Here is a 17,605-nt window from a genome sequence, read left to right as displayed (position 1 = left end):
TGTGCGGTACTTGTTCGAAGCACCGCCGCATCGCGCGGAACGTTACCGTATCGCGATCAGACAACCACTTCGACGCCTTCGCCGGGGGCCCTGCCCGACGCTCGTTCAGACTCCAGAGCGTTCTGAAGGATCACCACAGCGGCAGCTTGGTCGATGACGGATCGGCCTTTCTTGGACTTCACGCCCGAAGCGCGCAGCCCTTGACTGGCCGTCACTGTGGTCATCCTCTCGTCCACCAACCGCACCGGAATGGGCGCGACCGAGCGGGCGACCTCCTGCGCGAAGAGCCGGATCTTGGCGGCGGCGGGTCCTTCACCGCCGCCGAGGGACCGCGGCAGGCCGATGATGATCTCGATCGGCTCGTACTCCTCGACGATCTGCCCGAGCCGCCGGTGGGCCGCCGGGACATCACGTCCCGGAACGGTCTCCACCGGCGTGGCGAGGATCCCGTCGGGGTCGCACGAGGCGACCCCGATCCGGGCGTCCCCGACATCGATCGCGAGACGACGACCGCGGCGCATCTGCGTCATTCCCGTCGTCACGCCGTCTCGGTGACGAGGCGTTCGACGGCGGACACGGCGGCGCCGATGGCCTCCGGGTCCTGGCCGCCGCCCTGGGCGACGTCCGGCTTGCCGCCGCCACCGCCGCCGAGGGTCTTGGCCGCGGTGCGGACCAGGTCACCGGCCTTGAGACCGCGCTCGCGGGCGGCCTCGTTGGTGGCGATGACGGTCAGCGGGCGGCCGTTCGCCGTGGTGAACAGGGCCACGACGGCCGGTCGGCCGCCCTGGATGCGGCCACGTACGTCGAGAACGAGCTTGCGCAGGTCGTCGGCGGACGTGCCGTCGGGGACCTGGCCGGTGACCAGGGCGACGCCGCGTACGTCCTTGGCGGACCCGGCCAGTCCGGCGGCGGCCTGGAGGACCTTCTCCGCGCGGAACTTCTCGATTTCCTTCTCGGCGTCCTTCAGCTTGCCGAGCATTCCGGCGATCTTCTCCGGGAGCTCCTCGGGACGCCCCTTGACCAGCTCCTGGAGCTGGGCGACGACCGTGTGCTCCTTGGCGAGGAAGTTGTACGCGTCGACGCCGACGAGGGCCTCGATACGCCGCACGCCGGAACCGATGGACGACTCGCCGAGCAGCTTCACCAGGCCCAGCTGGGCGGTGTTGTGGACGTGCGTACCGCCGCAGAGCTCCTTGGAGAAGTCCCCGATGGTGACGACCCGGACCCGCTCCCCGTACTTCTCGCCGAACTCGGCAATGGCGCCCTGCTTCTTGGCCTCGTCGATCGACATGACCTCGGCCTGGACATCGAGTTCGCGCGAGAGCACGTCGTTGATCTTCTGCTCGACGTCGGTCATGACCGAGCCGGGGACGGCGTTCGGCGAGCCGAAGTCGAAGCGGAAGCGGCCGGGCTGGTTCTCGGAACCGGCCTGGGCGGCCGTCGGGCCGAGCGCGTCGCGCAGGGCCTGGTGCGTGAGGTGCGTGGCGGAGTGCGCGCGGGCGATGGCCCGGCGGCGCTTGACGTCGATCGAGGCGAAGACCGGAGCGCCGACGGTGACTTCGCCGACCTGGACGACACCCTTGTGGACGTGGACGCCGGGGACCGGCTTCTGGACGTCGCGGACCTCGATGACGGCGCCGGTGTCGAGCCTGATCCGGCCCTGGTCGGCGATCTGACCGCCGCCCTCGGCGTAGAACGGGGTGCGGTCGAGGACGACCTCGACCTCGTCGCCCTCGGACGCGGCCGGGGAGGACACACCGTCGACGAGGAGGCCGACGATGGTCGACTCGCCCTCGGTGGTGGTGTAGCCGGTGAAGTCGGTGGCGCCGGAGCTGTCGGCGACCTCGCGGTAGGCGGACAGGTCGGCGTGACCGGTCTTCTTGGCGCGGGCGTCCGCCTTGGCGCGGTCCCGCTGCTCCTTCATCAGGCGGCGGAAGCCCTCCTCGTCCACCGAGAGGCCCTGTTCGGCGGCCATCTCCAGGGTGAGGTCGATCGGGAAGCCCCAGGTGTCGTGGAGCAGGAACACCTTGTCGCCGGCGAGGACCTTGCCGCCTGCGGCCTTGGTCTCGGTGACGGCGGTGTCGAGGATGTTGGTGCCGCCCTTGAGCGCCTTGAGGAAGGCGGCCTCCTCGGCGAGGGCGACGGTCTCGATGCGCTTGCGGTCGGTGATCAGCTCCGGGTACTGCTGCCCCATCGTCTCGATCACGACGTCGACCAGGGCCTTGACGACCGGTCCCTCGGCACCCATCAGGCGCATGTTGCGCACAGCGCGGCGCATGATGCGGCGCAGCACGTACCCGCGGCCCTCGTTGCCCGGCGTCACGCCGTCACCGATGAGCATCACGGAGGTGCGGATGTGGTCGGCGACCACGCGCATCGAGACGTCGGAGTCGTGCTTGTCGCCGTAGCGGACACCGGTCAGCTCGGTGGCCTTGTCCATGACGACGCGCAGGGTGTCGGTCTCGTACATGTTCTGTACGCCCTGCAGGATCATGGCGAGGCGCTCCAGGCCCAGACCCGTGTCGATGTTCTTCGACGGCAGGTCGCCGAGGATCGGGAAGTCCTCCTTGCCGTCACCGGCGCCGCGCTCGAACTGCATGAAGACCAGGTTCCAGATCTCCACGTACCGCTCGTCGTTGACGGCCGGGCCGCCCTCGACGCCGAACTCGGGGCCGCGGTCGTAGTTGATCTCGGAGCAGGGACCGCAGGGGCCGGGGACGCCCATGGACCAGAAGTTGTCCTTCTTGCCCAGGCGCTGGATGCGCTCGGCGGGAACGCCGATCTTCTCGCGCCAGATCTGCTCGGCCTCGTCGTCGTCGAGGTAGACCGTGATCCACAGCCGCTCGGGGTCGAGGCCGTAGCCGCCGTCCGCCACGGAGCTGGTGAGCAGCTCCCAGGCGTAGCCGATGGCCCCTTCCTTGAAGTAGTCGCCGAAGGAGAAGTTGCCGCACATCTGGAAGAACGTGCCGTGCCGGGTGGTCTTGCCGACCTCTTCGATGTCCGGCGTACGCACGCACTTCTGCACGCTGGTGGCGCGCGGGGCGGGCGGCTTCGTCTCGCCGAGGAAGTACGGCTTGAAGGGGACCATGCCCGCGTTGACGAGCAGCAGAGTCGGGTCGTCCGCGATGAGCGACGCCGAAGGGACGACGGTGTGACCGCGCTCCTCGAAGAAGCTCAGCCAGCGGCGACGAATTTCAGCCGACTCCATCAGTGGTCCTCATTCCGGTTGTACGACGTGTAGGGGAGCTTGCGGTACTTGGTGGCCTCAAGAGACCGGTCGGGTCCGACGGGCCCGGACGCCTCGACGACGAAGTGCGGGCGGACCGGGAGGTCCTGGTCGACCGGTGCCGCCAGGCCCAGCGCCTCGCCCAGCTCGGCTTCGCGGCGGGCCATGGACTCGCGGACGTCCAGGGCGAAGTCCTTGAGCTTGTGCCCCGTCTCGATCGCCTTGTCGGCAGCCTGCGCCGCGAGGCTCTCGGGGGTCAGCTGCTTGAGCTTCCGGTTGACCTTCGTGGTGGCCCAGACACCGGCGGCGGCGCCGGCGGTGAACCAGAACGTACGGCGGAACATGGCTGCGTCAGTCCTTCGGTCCGCGGGAGCTTCTGCCGTTGCGCTTCCTGCCGCGTGCGGACGGCACTGTGCGGCCGACGATCACCGAACGGCGGGCTGGTTCCGGTTCGGGGGCGGCCTTGCGGCCGATGGCCCGCCGCACCCCGTAGCCGAACGCGGCGACCTTGACGAGCGGGCCGCCGAAGGTCGAGGCGACGGTGGTGGAGAGCGCGGAGGCGTTCGAGGTGACTTCCTGGACGTCCGAGGCGATCGCGTCGACCTTGTCGAGCTGGGTCTGCGCGGACCGCACGGTGGCCGAGGCGTCGGCGAGCAGGGGGACGGCCTGCTCGGTCACGTCCGCCACGAGCTTGGTGGTCGCCCTGAGCGTCTGGGCCAGCCTCACCAGCACGACGGCGAGGAACGAAACCAGGATCGCCCAGAAGACGGCCACCAGGATCCCGGCCACCTCTCCACCGGACACAGTGCACCGCTCTCTAGCTTGTCGCTGTCTCTGTACTGTCTCTGTCAGTCTCTGCTCGGTCCGGCGACGGCCGCCGCAACAGCCGATCGTCGTCCCTTGAGCCTATCGCGCCGGTGGTCGCACCCCGTACCGCATTACGGGCGGGAAGGGCGGGCATTGCCATAAGGAGATTGTACGTAGAGCATTCCTGCAAGTACTCTGCGTGTTTCATGCGACGCCCCCAGCGCCCCATTCCGTCCCCCCACGGTCCGAGCGCCCCCACCACCCTCGGAAACCTCCCGGCGGAACTGAACAGATTCGTGGGACGCGAGAACGAACTCGTCCGTCTCGCTCAGCTACTGGACGAGTCCAGGCTCGTCACCATGGTCGGCGTGGGCGGCGTGGGCAAGACCCGCTGCGCCGCCAGGATCGCCGCACTTCTGGAGAAACGGTACTGCGACGGTGTCCGGATGGCCGAGCTCTCCGACATCCACGACCCCGAACTGCTGGAGCACGCCCTGGTCGACGCCCTGGGGCTGACCGATCACACCAGCAGACCGCCCCGCACGACCCTCGTCGAGCATCTGGCCGGGCGCCGGCTCCTGCTGGTGGTCGACGGATTCGAACACCTCGTGGACGCCTGCGCCGGACTGGTACGGGAACTGCTGCGCCGCGCCCCGGGGCTGCGGGTGCTGGCCGTCGGGCGGCTGCCGCTGGAGCTGGACGGGGAGCTCGTCTTCCCGCTCGCGCCGATGACGGACGAGGACGCGATGCTGCTCTTCACGGAGCGGGCCGTCGCCGTACGGCCGGACTTCCGGCTGACCGACGACAACCGCGTGACCACCCGCGAGCTGTGCCGCCGCCTGGACGGAATCCCGCTCGCCCTGGAACTGGCCGCCGGGCGGCTGCGCGCCCTGTCCACCGTCCAGGTGCTGCAACGCCTGGACGACCGCTTCCGGCTGCTGACCGGTTCGAGCCGCAGCGCGCTGGCGCGCCACCAGACCCTGCGCACGGCCATCGGCTGGAGCCATGAACTCTGCGCTCCGGAGCAGCGGCTGCTCTGGGCGCGGCTCTCGGTTTTTGCCGGACAGTTCGACCTGGAGGCCGTCGAGTACATCTGCAGCGGCGCCGATCTGCCGGCCGAGTCGGTGCTCGATGTGCTCTCCGGGCTGCTGGCGCAGTCCGTCGTGCTGCGCGAGGACTCGGCGCACGGCACCCGCTACCGGATGCTGGACACGGTCCGGGAGTACGGCGCGGAGTGGCTGGCGGCCACCGATGACACGGACCGGCTGCGGCGCCGCCACCGGGACTGGTACCTGGGGCTCGCGACCTGGTGCGAGCTCGACTGGTTCGGCCCGCGGCAGGCCGAGGTGGCGGGCCGGGCCGAGAGCGAGCTGCCGAACCTGCGGCGGGCGATGGAGTGTTCGCTGGAGAGCCCGGGCGAGGCCCATCTCGCGCAGTATCTGGCGGGCACCCTGTGGTTCCTCTGGGTGGGTTGCGGGCGGCTCTCGGAGGGCCGGCACTGGCTGGACCATGTGCTGGAGGAGGAGACCCCGCACGACTCCTCGCGACTGAAGGCGCTGTGGGTGCTCGGGCACGTGGCCGTGCTCCAGGGCGACCCGGTCGGTGCGGTCTGCGCGCTGCAGGAGTGCCGGGACGAGGCGGAGCGGGCCGGCGACTCCACGGCGCTCGCGTACGCGGTGCACCGGACGGGATGCCTGGCGCTGGTCACCGACGACATGGCGCGGGCACAGGAGCTGCTGGGCGACGCGCTGCGCCGCTACCGGGAGCTCGGCGAGCTGAACAGCAATGTCCTGATGGCACAGATCGAGCTCGCGATGGCCGTCGGATTCCACGGGGACCTGGACGGGGCGGCCGCCATCTGCGAAGAGGTCAGGGAGATCTGCGAGGACCACGGGGAGCGGTGGGCGCTGTCGTACGCGCTGTACGTGCTGGCCTTCGCGACGTTGCAGCGCGACCGTCCGGACCGGGCCCGGGAACTGCTCGGCCAGTCGCTGGCGATCAGCCACACCTTCCACGATCTGCTCGGATCGGTGCTCGCCCTGGAGCTGCTGGCGCTGGTCACGGCCATCGAGGGCGATGCGGCGGAGGCAGCGGTGCTCCAGGGGGCCGCCGACCGGATCTGGCCGTCGGTGGGGCTGCCGCTGTTCGGATCGGCTCACTACGGGCAGCCCCGGGCCCGCTGCGAGGAGCTGGCCCGCCGGGAGCTGGGCGACGTCCGCTACGAGTCGGGGCTGTGCACGGGCGGCCTGCTGGATCCGGACGCGGCGGTGGCCAGGGCTCTGGCGAGCGGCCCGGCGGACCGCCGCGAGACCCCGGAGCGACGGCCGGGAACGCCGCCGGGCCACCGGGAGAACGCTCAGGCCCGCCGCCTCCCGTACATCCGGGAGGGGCGGGCCTGAGCGCTGGTGAGAGCGGCTACGCCTGGATCAGCGGGCGTAGTACTCGACGACGAGCTGCTCGTCGCAGATGACGGGGATTTCCTTGCGGTTCGGGTCCCGGTCAAGGCGGAAGGCCAGGGCCTTCAGGTTCACCTGCAGGTAGCGCGGGGTCTCGCCGTCGGGGGCGTAGCCACCCTCGCGGGCCACCTGGAAGGGGTGCTTGTCGCGGCTGCGCTCGCGGACCATCACGATGTCATCGGGACGGACGCGGAACGACGGCTTGTCGACCTTGCCGCCGTTGACCTCGATGTGACCGTGCACGACCATCTGACGGGCCTGGTAGATGGTGCGGGCGATGCCCGAACGCAGGACCAGCGCGTCGAGACGGCGCTCGAGCTCGACGACCAGCGCCTCGCCCGTCTTGCCCTCGGCCTTCTTGGCGCGGTCGTACGCGCGCGCCATCTGGCGCTCGCTGATGTCGTACTGGGCACGCAGACGCTGCTTCTCCAGCAGACGGACCTTGTAGTCCGAGTTCTGCTTGCGGCCCCGGCCGTGCTCGCCCGGCGGGTAGGGGCGGGCCTCGAAGTACTTGACGGCCTTCGGCGTCAGTGCGATGCCGAGCGCGCGGCTCTTCTTGACCTTGGGACGCGACTGGTTAGGCACGTTCTCCAGACCTCCGTTGTAGGTTAGGTTAGGCTCACCTTACTTGAGGAGATCGCATGTCTCGCCCGGGGAACACCAGTCACATCACGGACAGCACTGACAGCGTCGACACCCCTCGGGGTGCCGATACGACGGAGGACCGATCAGATCGTGGTCAGCCGCGTCCCGGCGGGCTTGAAACCACTCGGATGCCGTCAGCAGCCGAGCGCACACGAACTCTCGTACAGAGTACCTGCTCGTCGGTACTGCTCATCCCCGGGCTGGACGTGGCCGACTCGGACCGGCTGATGCCGGTGACCAGAAGCGTGGGTCCCGACGGGGATCTGTTCCTGGAACTCCCCGCGGATTCCCCGGTCGTACGGGCCGCGACGCATGCCGAGGACGACGGGCCGACCGCTGTACTGCAGGTCACGGACGTCGCTCCGGTCTCCGTCCCGCACCGGATCCGCGGCCGCGCGTGGGTCTCGGGCCGGCTCACCACCGTACCCGGCATGTCCGGGCCCGGCCGGATGATGCTCCGGCTGGAGACGGACGAGGCGTACGTCGACGATCTGTGGGGCGCGCAGGAGGTCGGTCCGGAGGAATTCCGGGACGCCGAACCCGACCCGCTGGCCGGGTACGAGACGGAGCTGCTGCAGCATCTGCACGCGGGCCACGGCGAGCAGCTGGCTTCGCTGTGCGGGCTGCTGGGCGAACGGGCGGCCGGTCGCTGCCCGGCCCATCTGCCGTCCGTCGTGCCGCTCGCGCTGGACCGGTACGGGCTGCGGCTGCGGCTGTGCGAGGCCGGGGGGCGGTGCTACGACGGGCGCTTCGAGTTCCCCGCTCCGGTGCGGGACGTCGTCGAACTGCGCCAGGCCATGTACACCCTCTTCGAGGCGGCGGAGCTCTGAACGGGGGCGCGGCTCCCGCCCGCTCTCAGCCCTCCTCTCAGCCCTCGGACCGCCCGGAGCCGCCGTCGCCGGCCGTGCGGCCGAGCCGCTCGCGGACCCGCTCCACCACATCGGCGTAGCGCGCCTCCGCGCCGTAGCGCGTGGGCCGGTAGTAGTGCTTGTCGCGTACCGCGTCCGGTGCGTACTGCTGGGCGGCGATCCCGCCGGGGACGTCGTGCGGATACACATAGCCCTGGGCGTGGCCCAGCTTGGCGGCGCCCTTGTAGTGACCGTCGCGCAGATGGGCCGGGACGGGGCCCGCGAGGCCGTTGCGCACGTCTTCCTGGGCGGCGGAGATCGCGAGCGTCGCCGCGTTGGACTTGGGGGCGAGGGCCAGGGCGATGGTGGCGTGGCTCAGGATGAGCGCCGCCTCCGGGAAACCGATCATGGCGACCGCCTGGGCGGCCGCCACAGCGGTGGGCAGCGCCGTGGGGTCGGCGAGGCCGATGTCCTCACTGGCCGAGATCATCAGCCGTCGGCCGATGAACCGGGGGTCCTCCCCCGCCTCGATCATCCGGGCCAGGTAGTGCAGTGCGGCATCCACGTCGGAACCGCGGATGGACTTGATGAGCGCGCTCGCCACGTCGTAGTGCTGGTCGCCGTCCCGGTCGTACTTGACGGCCGCGCGGTCGACGGTCTCCTCCAGGGTCAGGAGGCTGATCTCCTTCTCCTGCTTGGACAGCGCGGCACCGGCCGCGGCCTCCAGGGCCGTCAGCGCCCGGCGGGCGTCGCCGCCCGCGATCCGCAGCAGATGCGCCTCGGCCTCCTCCGGCAGCGTCACCGCGCCGCCGAGCCCGCGCTCGTCGGCCAGAGCGCGCCTGAGCAGACCGCGCAGATCGTCGTCGGTGAGCGATTCCAGGGTGAGCAGCAGCGAGCGGGACAGCAGGGGCGAGATGATCGAGAAATACGGATTCTCTGTGGTCGCCGCGATCAGCGTCACCCAGCGGTTCTCCACTGCCGGGAGCAGGGAGTCCTGCTGCGCCTTGGAGAAGCGGTGGATCTCGTCGAGGAAGAGGACGGTCTCCTTGCCGTAGCCACCGGTGGCGCGGCGGGCACCCTCGATGACGGCGCGGACCTCCTTCACGCCCGCGGTGATCGCGGAGAGCTCGACGAAGCGCTTGTTGGTGGCCTTGCTGACCACGTACGCCAGAGTCGTCTTCCCGATGCCGGGCGGGCCCCAGAGGATGACCGACGACGGGCCCGCCGGCCCGCCGTTCCCCTCGCCGACGAGGCGGCGCAGCGGCGAGCCCGGCTTGAGCAGATGCTGCTGGCCGACGACCTCGTCGAGGGTGCGCGGGCGCATCCGGACAGCCAGCGGGCTGCTGGACGGGTCCTTCTCCTGGCGGTCTTCGGCGGCTGCGGTAAAGAGGTCGGGCTCCACGTTTTGAAGCCTATGTCACGGCACTGACATCCCTGCCGGGCCCGGTCGCCCCTGAGGCAGGAGTGATCCGGTCAGCGGGTCCAGAAGTCCCACCAGCGGGTCAGGATCAGCATGCCGATGATGCCGACCCACAGGACCGGCGGCACCCAGTGGAACTCCGTGAGTCCGTTGCGCAGCCAGTTCGGCGCGGGAATGATCCGGTGCTTGATGTTGTGCGTGGTGACGTAGCAGAACATGAAGATCGTGGCGACCCAGGCCAGGCAGCACCAGAGGCAGAGCGAGTTGATGTCGTAGAGCGACTGGTACTGGAGCCAGGTGCAGAAGCCGACGCCGAACAGTGTGCCGGCGTTCATCCCGAGCCAGTACCAGCTGCGGAAGCGGGCGCCCGCGAGCAGCGCCAGTCCGATCCCGATGATCACGGGGTAGGTGGCCATGCCGAGCATCGGGTTCGGGAAGCCGAAGGCGGCCGCCTGGTCGCTCTTCATGATGTTGCTGCACGCGACAACTGGGTTGAGGCTGCACCCCGGTGTGAAGTTGGGGTCCTCCAGCAACTTGAACTTGTCGATCGTGATGATCCAGGCGGCGAGGAGCCCGGCGGCGCCGGTGATCACCAGCAGCAGTGCGAGCGCCCGGCTGCCGCCGATGGTCTTCTTCCCGCCGTCCTCGTCCTGTTCGGAGGAGGGATGGTCAACCGCTGCAGTCGTCATATCGCCGTTCCATCAGTGAGTGGCCTGCTGGGCACGGTCATTGTGCCGTACCACGGCACCGGTCCTCTGTTCGATGGACATAAAGGTGTACTCAAGGTCTGCGCACGGCCGGCACGGAACTCAGAGGTCCGGAAGATGCTCTGTGCGATGGCCGGACTCGCGGCGGAGGTACGCGACCCGGGGAAGTGCTGGGGCCAACTGGCCGCCGTCGACGGCCCGGACCTGGGATCCGGCAGGGCGAAGCCGTCAGTGTCCGGGCGCCGGTCAGGGTGGGAAGAGCACGCTCGCGGAAGCCGTGACGAGGGGGCCGTGCCGGTGCTCGGCGTCGATCCGGCCCACACCGACTGCCGTTGGCATTCCCGGCCGACATCGTCCGGCAGGGTGAATCCGCACCCGCCGGGTTGACGCGACGGCTGTCCGGGATGGCCGGCGGAACGGGAATCCGCCCGCCTGCCACCCCGGACACGGCCTAGGTCAGACGCTCGCGGATCGTCCCGGCCACGTCGCTCAGGGACACGGGCGTCTGCTCGCCGGACTCCATGTCCTTGAGCTGGACGACGCCCTCGGCCAGGTCGCGCTCGCCCGCGACGATCGTGAAGCGGGCTCCCGACCGGTTCGCGCTCTTCATCGCGCCCTTGAGGCCGCGGTTCCCGTACGCGAAGTCCGCCGCCACACCCTCGCGGCGCAGCTGCGTGACGATGCCGAAGAGCACCCGGCGGGCCTCCTCGCCGAGCGGCACCGCGAAGACACTGGTGGCGGCGGGCAGTTCGAGCTCGATCCCCTCCGCCTCCAGCGCGAGCACCGTACGGTCCACGCCGAGCGCCCAGCCGACCGACGGGAGCGCCGGTCCGCCGATCATCTCGGACAGACCGTCGTAGCGGCCGCCGCCGCCCACCGCGGACTGCGAGCCGAGCCCGTCGTGGACGAACTCGAAGGTCGTGCGGGTGTAGTAGTCGAGGCCGCGCACGAGCTTCTCGTCGTCCTCGTACACCACCCCTGCCGCGGAGAGCAGGTCGCGCACCTCCTCGTGGTACGCCTTGCAGGCGTCGCAGAGGTAGTCGCGCAGCACCGGGGCGCCGGTCAGCTGCTTCTGTACCTCGGGCCGCTTGTCGTCCAGGACCCGGAGCGGGTTGATCTCGATGCGGCGGCGGGTCTCCTCGTCCAGGTCGAGCTCTCGCAGGAAGCCCTGGAGGGCGTCCCGGTAGACGGGGCGGCACTCCTTGTCGCCCAGCGAGTTGAGCAGGATGCGGAAGTTCCGCAGGCCCAGCGCGCGGTACGCCTGGTCGGCCAGGATGATCAGCTCGGCGTCCAGCGCCGGGTCCTCGGCGCCGATCGCCTCGGCACCGACCTGCGAGAAGTGCCGGTATCGGCCCTTCTGCGGGCGCTCGTAGCGGTAGTACGAGCCGGAGTACCAGAGCTTCACGGGCAGGTTGCCGAGCTTGTGGAGGTTGGCCTCCAGTGCGGCGCGGAGCACGGAGGCGGTGCCCTCGGGGCGCAGTGCCAGCTGGGAGCCGCCCTTGGTGGTGAGGGTGTACATCTCCTTGGTCACGATGTCGGTGGACTCACCGACACCGCGCGAGAAGAGCGCGACGTCCTCGAAGCCGGGGGTCTCGATGTAGCCGTAGCCGGAGTCCTTCAGGGGTGCGGCGATGGCCTCGCGCACCGCGAGGTACTTGGCGGAGTCGGGCGGGGTCAGGTCGTACGTACCCTTGGGGGCCTTGAAAGTGCTCACGGGATGTCTCTCGTCACATTCCTCGTCGGGGCGCGTCCATACCGTGCAGATACGGATTCGAGGCGCGCTCGCGGCCGATGGTCGTCTGGGGGCCGTGGCCGGACAGCACCACGGTCGAGTCGTCGAGCGGCAGGCACACACGGGCCAGCGACTCGAGCAGCTCGGCGTGGTCGCCGCCGGGCAGGTCGGTGCGTCCGACGGAGCCGGCGAAGAGCAGGTCGCCCGAGAAGAGGATCTGCGGAACATCCGCGGCCTCGGGCATCCTGAACGTCACCGACCCCTTGGTATGGCCGGGCGCATGCGCGACACCGAACTCCAGACCGGCCAGCTTCAGCCGGGCGCCGTCACTCAGTTCCTTGACGTCGTCCGGCTCCCCCACCGTCAGCTCGCCCATGAGCGGCATCCCGATGGAGCGGCCGAGGGCCTTCTCCGGGTCGCTCATCATGTACCGGTCCTCCGGGTGGATCCAGGCAGGGACGTCGTGCGCGCCGCACACCGGGACGACCGAGGCGACATGGTCGATGTGGCCGTGGGTCAGTACGACGGCGACGGGCTTCAGCCGATGCTTCTTCAGCGCTTCCTCGACTCCGGCCGCGGCCTGGTGGCCCGGGTCGATGATCACGCACTCCTCGCCTGCGGCCGGGGCGACCAGATAACAGTTGGTCCCCCAGGCCCCTGCGGGGAACCCGGCAATGAGCACGATCGTCCTTAATGGTCGTCCGACGGTGGATTGCGACTGAGAAGGTCGCGGCAGTTCAGAGCCTACCGGCGCTCCTCATTCCACAGCTAACCCATATACGGTACGGGGCAGCCAAGGCCCCATCACACGACCTACAAGGAGATCACCCGGTGGTCAGCAGCGATCAGCGGCGGCGGCAGCTCGCCAGGGAGAAGTTCGAGCGGCAGCAGCAGCGCCGGGAGGAGGCCCGCCGCAGGACGAGGCGGCTGACGGTCGTCATCGCGTCCGCAGTGGCCGTGGTGGCGGTCATCGGTGTGGGCTCCTATCTCGCCCTCGACGACGACGGCAAGAAGGACAAGGCGGACGCCGCCGCGAGTGCGAGCCCTTCGGACAGCGCGTCGCCGAAGAAGAGCGAGGCGCCCGAGCCCGCGATGAAGATCGACAAAAAGGCCGAGTACGAGATGTCGCTCAAGACGAGCCAGGGCGACATCGCGTTCACGATGGACGCGGCGAAGACGCCGCACACCACGAACTCCTTCAAGTCGCTGGCCGACAAGGGCTTCTTCGACGGCACCAAGTGCCACCGGCTGACCACGCAGAACATCTTCGTCCTGCAGTGCGGCGACCCCAAGGGCGACGGCACGGGCGGCCCCGGCTACACGATCCCGGACGAGAACCTGACCGCGCTGGGCAAGGCGGGCAAGGACGGCACGGTCACCTACCCGGCGGGCACGGTGGCGATGGCGAACACCGGCCAGGCGCACACCGGTGGCAGCCAGTTCTTCCTGGTGTACAAGGACAGCAAGCTGCCGCCCACCTACACCCCGTTCGGCACGATGGACGACGCCTCGCTGAAGGCCGTCAAGGACATCGGTGCGGCGGGCGCGGAGGGCGGCGCCCCCGACGGTGCGCCGAAGAAGGCCGTGAACATCTCGAAGGCCGCTGTCGACAAGTCGTGACCGGCTCGGGGCGGCCGGACCGGGCCGTCCGGTGACGACGGGCGCGGGCCGGATTTTTTTCGGCGGCGCTGAGTGCGGACAGCCGGGCGGCCGGTCGCCTAGATTGGCGTTGTGCAGGGCGGGCGCTGCCCGCCCCAGGAAACTGTGGACGATGCCAGGGGGGCGAACCCTCTCGCGGGCATCAGGTGGAGGAGGCGCTGTGAGCAGCGACCCGTGGGGCCGTGTCGATGAGACCGGCACCGTGTACGTGCGGACAGCCGACGGCGAGCAGGTCGTCGGATCGTGGCAGGCGGGTTCCCCCGAGGAGGCTCTGGCCTACTTCGAGCGCAAGTACGAGGGCATTGTGGTCGAGATCGGCCTCCTCGAACGGCGGGTGAAGACCACCGACCTGTCGGCGAAGGACGCGACGACCGCCATCGAGCATCTGCGTCTGCAGGTGGACGAGCATCACGCCGTCGGTGACCTCGACGCGCTGCGCAAGCGGCTCGACGCGCTCGTCGCGACGGTCGACTCGCGGCGCGAGGAGCGCAAGGCCCAGAAGGCGAAGCAGACCGACGAGGCGAAGCACGCCAAGGAGGCCCTGGTCGCCGAGGCCGAGGAGCTGGCGCAGAGCGAGCAGTGGCGCTCCGCGGGCGAGCGGCTCCGTGCGCTCGTCGACACGTGGAAGGGCCTGCCGCGGCTCGACCGCAAGTCCGACGACGAGCTGTGGCACCGCTTCTCGCACGCCCGCTCGGCGTTCTCCAAGCGCCGCAAGGCGCACTTCGCATCGTTGGACGCCCAGCGCGAGGAGGCCCGCAAGGCCAAGGAGAAGCTGGTCGTCGAGGCGGAGTCGCTCTCCGGTTCCACGGACTGGGGGGCCACGGCCGCCCGCTACCGCGACCTGATGACGGAGTGGAAGGCGGCGGGCCGCGCCCAGCGCGAGGCCGAGGACGATCTGTGGAACCGCTTCCGCGGTGCCCAGGACGTCTTCTTCGCCGCCCGCAGCGAGGTCTTCGCGGAGCGGGACGCGGAGCAGGGCGAGAACCTCAAGCTCAAGGAGGAGCTCGCCGTCGAGGCCGAGCGACTGGTGCCGGTGAAGGACCTGAAGGCGGCCAGAGCCGCGTTCCGGGCCATCAACGAGCGCTGGGAGGCCATCGGCCACGTACCGCGTGACTCCCGCCCGAAGGTCGAGGGGCGGATGCACACGGTGGAGCGGGCGCTCCAGGAGGCCGAGGAGTCGGAGTGGCGGCGGACGAACCCCGAGGCGCGGGCACGCGCCGCGGGTCTGACCGGTCAGCTCCAGGCGGCCGTGGACAAGCTGCGTACGCAGATCGACACGGCCCGCGCCTCGGGCAACAACGCCCGCGCCGACAAGCTGGCCAAGGAGCTGGAGGGCCGGCAGGCGCTGCTGGACCAGGCGCTGAAGGGGCTCGAGGAGTTCGGCGGCTGAGGCCCTGAGGCAGGCACCGCAAAGGAAAGGGGCTCCCGTACATGGGTACGGGAGCCCCTTTTCCGTATGTGTGTCACGGCCTGCGGGCCGAGGTCACCCGGTAGACGTCGTAGACGCCCTCCACGCCCCGTACCGCCTTCAGTACGTGGCCGAGGTGCTTCGGGTCGCCCATCTCGAAGGTGAAGCGTGACGTGGCCACCCGGTCCCGGGAGGTCTGGACGGCCGCCGACAGGATGTTGACGTGCTGGTCCGACAGGACACGGGTGACGTCCGAGAGCAGCCGGGAACGGTCGAGGGCCTCGACCTGGATGGCGACCAGGAAGACCGAGGACTGGGTCGGCGCCCACTCGACGTCCAGGATCCGTTCCGGCTGCTGCGACAGCGAGTCGACGTTGACGCAGTCGGCGCGGTGCACGGAGACGCCGCTGCCCCGGGTGACGAAGCCGATGATCGGGTCGCCGGGGACGGGCGTGCAGCAGCGGGCCAGTTTGACCCAGACGTCCTCGACGCCCTTGACGACCACGCCCGGGTCGGCGTTGGAGCGGCGCTTGTTGCGGCTGCGCGAGGGCGGCGAGCTCTCCGCGATGTCCTCGTTGGCCTCGTCCTCGCCGCCGAGCGCCTGGACCAGCTTCTGCACGACTCCGGCGGCCGCGACATGTCCCTCGCCGATCGCCGCGTACAGGGACGAGATGTCGGGGTAGCGCATCTCGTGGGCGAGGGTGACCAGGGAGTCGCCGGTCAGGATGCGCTGGATCGGCAGGTTCTGCTTGCGCATGGCGCGCGCGATGGCGTCCTTGCCCTGCTCGATCGCCTCGTCGCGGCGCTCCTTGGAGAACCAGGCGCGGATCTTGTTGCGGGCGCGGGGGGACTTGACGAAGCCCAGCCAGTCCCGGGAGGGGCCGGCGCCGGCCGCCTTGGAGGTGAAGACCTCCACCAGATCGCCGTTGTCGAGCGTCGATTCGAGCGGTACGAGCCGCCCGTTGACCCGTGCTCCTATCGTCCGGTGGCCGACCTCCGTGTGCACCGCGTACGCGAAGTCGACCGGGGTCGCACCCGCGGGCAGCGCTATGACGTCGCCCTTGGGCGTGAAGACGAAGACCTCGTTGCGGGAGAGGTCGAAGCGCAGCGACTCCAGGAACTCGCTGGGGTCCTCGGTCTCCTTCTGCCAGTCCAGGAGCTGGCGCAGCCAGGCCATGTCGTTGACGGTGTCCTGGCTCCGGCCGCCGCCCGTGTTCTTGGGGACGTCGGTGCGGACCTTGGAGGCGCCGGCGACGGCCTCCTGCTTGTACTTCCAGTGCGCGGCGATGCCGTACTCGGCGCGGCGGTGCATGTCGAAGGTGCGGATCTGCAGCTCGACGGGCTTGCCGCTGGGACCGATCACCGTGGTGTGCAGCGACTGGTACATGTTGAACTTGGGCATCGCGATGTAGTCCTTGAACCGGCCGGGGACCGGATTCCATCGCGCGTGGACGGTGCCGAGCGCCGCGTAGCAGTCGCGGACGGTGTCGACGAGGACCCTGATGCCCACAAGGTCGTAGATCTCGGCGAAGTCCCGGCCCCGGACGATCATCTTCTGGTAGACGCTGTAGTAGTGCTTCGGCCGTCCCGTGACGGTGGCCTTGATCCGGGCGGCGCGCAGGTCGGCCTGGACCTCGTCGGTCACTATGGCGAGGTATTCGTCGCGCTTGGGGGCCCGCTCGGCGACCAGACGCACGATTTCGTCGTACATCTTGGGGTAGAGGATCGCGAAGGCGAGGTCCTCCAGCTCCCACTTGATGGTGTTCATGCCCAGGCGGTGCGCCAGCGGGGCGTAGATCTCAAGCGTCTCGCGGGCCTTCTTCTCCTGCTTCTCCCGCTTGAGGTAGCGCATGGTGCGCATGTTGTGCAGCCGGTCGGCGAGCTTGATGACGAGGACCCGGGGGTCCTTGGCCATGGCGACGACCATCTTGCGTACGGTCTCGGCCTGGGCGGCCTCGCCGAACTTGACCTTGTCCAGCTTGGTGACGCCGTCGACGAGCAGGGCGACCTGGTCGCCGAAGTCGCGGCGCAGGGTGTCCAGGCCGTACTCGGTGTCCTCGACCGTGTCGTGCAGCAGCCCGGCCATCAGCGTGGCCGGGTCCATGCCCAGCTCGGCGAGGATGGTCGTGACGGCGAGCGGATGCGTGATGTACGGGTCGCCGCTCTTGCGCTTCTGGCCGCGGTGCCAGCGCTCGGCGACCTGGTAAGCACGCTCGATCTGGCGCAGCGTGGCCGTCTCGATCTTGGGGTCGTTGCTGCGGACGATACGGAGCAGCGGTTCGAGCACCGGGTTGTACGGGCTGGAGCGCTGCACGCCGAGGCGGGCCAGCCTGGCCCTCACCCGGTTGGACGAGCCGCCGGAGCGGGTCGTGGGGGCGCTCGGCGGCACCGGCCTGGCCGCGGGCTTCGCAGGAGGCTTCGGGGCGGACGCGGCCGGGGAGGCGGGTACGGCCGGCTGTGCGGGGGAAGCGGGCGCTCCCCCGGCTGCCGGGGTGCCCGCCCGGTCCGGGCCCTTGCCGGGCTCGGGGGCCGGGGGCTTCGGCTTGTCCGCCGGCTGCTTCCTTCCGGGCGTGGCTGAGGCCGCCGCGGGCTTGTCGGGCTGCGGGGCGGCGACTGGCTGGGCCTCGTCTGGCAAGAGCGCTCCTCGTGCGGATCCGGGTACCCGGAGAGGCCATCGTATCGACCCTGCGGCCGGTC

Annotated in this window: 14 protein-coding genes; 4 read left to right on the top strand and 10 right to left on the bottom strand. The window is 70.0% G+C overall.

Going from position 1 to position 17,605, the window contains the following annotated elements; all coding sequences use genetic code 11:
• Positions 1-56 precede the first annotated feature (56 nt).
• The 4 genes from ruvX to BT364_RS08695 are packed head-to-tail and all read right to left on the bottom strand — an operon-like array spanning position 57 to position 4,015.
• The gene (gene ruvX, locus BT364_RS08710; protein WP_072484529.1) at positions 57-542 is read right to left on the bottom strand and encodes a Holliday junction resolvase RuvX; all 486 of its coding nucleotides are present in this window, start codon (positions 540-542) and stop codon (positions 57-59) included.
• Positions 539-3,208, bottom strand: a complete 2,670-nt coding sequence (gene alaS / locus BT364_RS08705; RefSeq protein WP_072484528.1) for an alanine--tRNA ligase — start codon at positions 3,206-3,208, stop codon at positions 539-541. Before alaS ends, ruvX begins: the two co-directional genes overlap by 4 nt.
• Positions 3,208-3,570 (bottom strand): DUF6167 family protein, encoded by a 363-nt coding sequence (locus tag BT364_RS08700; protein ID WP_072484527.1) that lies wholly within the window; start codon positions 3,568-3,570, stop codon positions 3,208-3,210. Before BT364_RS08700 ends, alaS begins: the two co-directional genes overlap by 1 nt.
• 7 nt (positions 3,571-3,577) lie before the next feature.
• On the bottom strand, positions 3,578-4,015 hold the full coding sequence (locus BT364_RS08695) for a DUF948 domain-containing protein (protein WP_072484526.1): 438 nt from the start codon (positions 4,013-4,015) through the stop codon (positions 3,578-3,580).
• Between the two features lie 314 nt (positions 4,016-4,329).
• On the opposite strand from BT364_RS08695, the gene BT364_RS08690 reads away from it, so the two are divergent.
• On the top strand, positions 4,330-6,432 hold the full coding sequence (locus BT364_RS08690; RefSeq protein WP_256259634.1) for an ATP-binding protein: 2,103 nt from the start codon (positions 4,330-4,332) through the stop codon (positions 6,430-6,432).
• Between the two features lie 27 nt (positions 6,433-6,459).
• On the opposite strand, the gene rpsD is transcribed toward BT364_RS08690, so the two are convergent.
• Positions 6,460-7,074 carry a 30S ribosomal protein S4 gene (gene rpsD, locus BT364_RS08685; RefSeq protein WP_072484525.1) on the bottom strand — a complete coding sequence of 205 codons (615 nt, stop codon included), beginning with the start codon at positions 7,072-7,074 and terminating at the stop codon, positions 6,460-6,462.
• A gap of 188 nt (positions 7,075-7,262) precedes the next feature.
• Here rpsD and BT364_RS08680 point away from each other — a divergent pair, with 188 nt between their 5' ends.
• On the top strand, positions 7,263-7,964 hold the full coding sequence (locus tag BT364_RS08680) for a DUF2470 domain-containing protein (RefSeq protein ID WP_072484524.1): 702 nt from the start codon (positions 7,263-7,265) through the stop codon (positions 7,962-7,964).
• A 37-nt stretch (positions 7,965-8,001) separates the two neighbouring features.
• Here BT364_RS08680 and BT364_RS08675 read toward each other — a convergent pair whose 3' ends face one another.
• From BT364_RS08675 to BT364_RS08660, 4 genes are all read right to left on the bottom strand, one after another.
• Positions 8,002-9,384, bottom strand: a complete 1,383-nt coding sequence (locus BT364_RS08675) for a replication-associated recombination protein A (RefSeq protein WP_072484523.1) — start codon at positions 9,382-9,384, stop codon at positions 8,002-8,004.
• Between the two features lie 71 nt (positions 9,385-9,455).
• Positions 9,456-10,091, bottom strand: coding sequence for a vitamin K epoxide reductase family protein (locus BT364_RS08670; RefSeq protein WP_072484522.1), 636 nt, complete (start codon positions 10,089-10,091; stop codon positions 9,456-9,458).
• Positions 10,092-10,560: 469 nt separating this feature from the next.
• The gene (gene hisS, locus BT364_RS08665; RefSeq protein WP_072484521.1) at positions 10,561-11,823 is read right to left on the bottom strand and encodes a histidine--tRNA ligase; all 1,263 of its coding nucleotides are present in this window, start codon (positions 11,821-11,823) and stop codon (positions 10,561-10,563) included.
• Between the two features lie 13 nt (positions 11,824-11,836).
• On the bottom strand, positions 11,837-12,523 hold the full coding sequence (locus BT364_RS08660) for an MBL fold metallo-hydrolase (RefSeq protein ID WP_072484520.1): 687 nt from the start codon (positions 12,521-12,523) through the stop codon (positions 11,837-11,839).
• Between the two features lie 149 nt (positions 12,524-12,672).
• Here BT364_RS08660 and BT364_RS08655 point away from each other — a divergent pair, with 149 nt between their 5' ends.
• Entirely contained in the window at positions 12,673-13,461 is a 789-nt protein-coding gene (locus BT364_RS08655; RefSeq protein ID WP_072484519.1) for a peptidylprolyl isomerase, read from the top strand.
• A gap of 199 nt (positions 13,462-13,660) precedes the next feature.
• Complete coding sequence (locus BT364_RS08650) at positions 13,661-14,890, top strand: DUF349 domain-containing protein (RefSeq protein ID WP_072484518.1); 1,230 nt, start codon at positions 13,661-13,663, stop codon at positions 14,888-14,890.
• A gap of 73 nt (positions 14,891-14,963) precedes the next feature.
• Here the strand turns inward: BT364_RS08650 and BT364_RS08645 are convergent, their stop codons facing one another.
• Entirely contained in the window at positions 14,964-17,543 is a 2,580-nt protein-coding gene (locus tag BT364_RS08645; protein ID WP_072484517.1) for a RelA/SpoT family protein, read from the bottom strand.
• Between the last annotated feature and the right edge of the window lie 62 nt (positions 17,544-17,605).

The sequence above is a fragment of the Streptomyces atratus genome, from assembly GCF_900119365.1.
Lineage (GTDB): Bacteria > Actinomycetota > Actinomycetes > Streptomycetales > Streptomycetaceae > Streptomyces > Streptomyces atratus_B.
The sequence above is the reverse complement of the archived record's forward strand: the minus strand, read 5'-3'. Positions and strand labels throughout refer to the sequence as shown.

Excerpts from the sequence above, each read along its gene's own strand:
- BT364_RS08700 (WP_072484527.1), bottom strand. The coding sequence starts at position 3,570 with ATGTTCCGCCGTACGTTCTGGTTCACCGCCGGCGCCGCCGCCGGTGTC.
- alaS (WP_072484528.1), bottom strand. The coding sequence starts at position 3,208 with ATGGAGTCGGCTGAAATTCGTCGCCGCTGGCTGAGCTTCTTCGAGGAG.
- BT364_RS08670 (WP_072484522.1), bottom strand. The coding sequence starts at position 10,091 with ATGACGACTGCAGCGGTTGACCATCCCTCCTCCGAACAGGACGAGGAC.
- BT364_RS08680 (WP_072484524.1), top strand. The coding sequence starts at position 7,263 with ATGCCGTCAGCAGCCGAGCGCACACGAACTCTCGTACAGAGTACCTGC.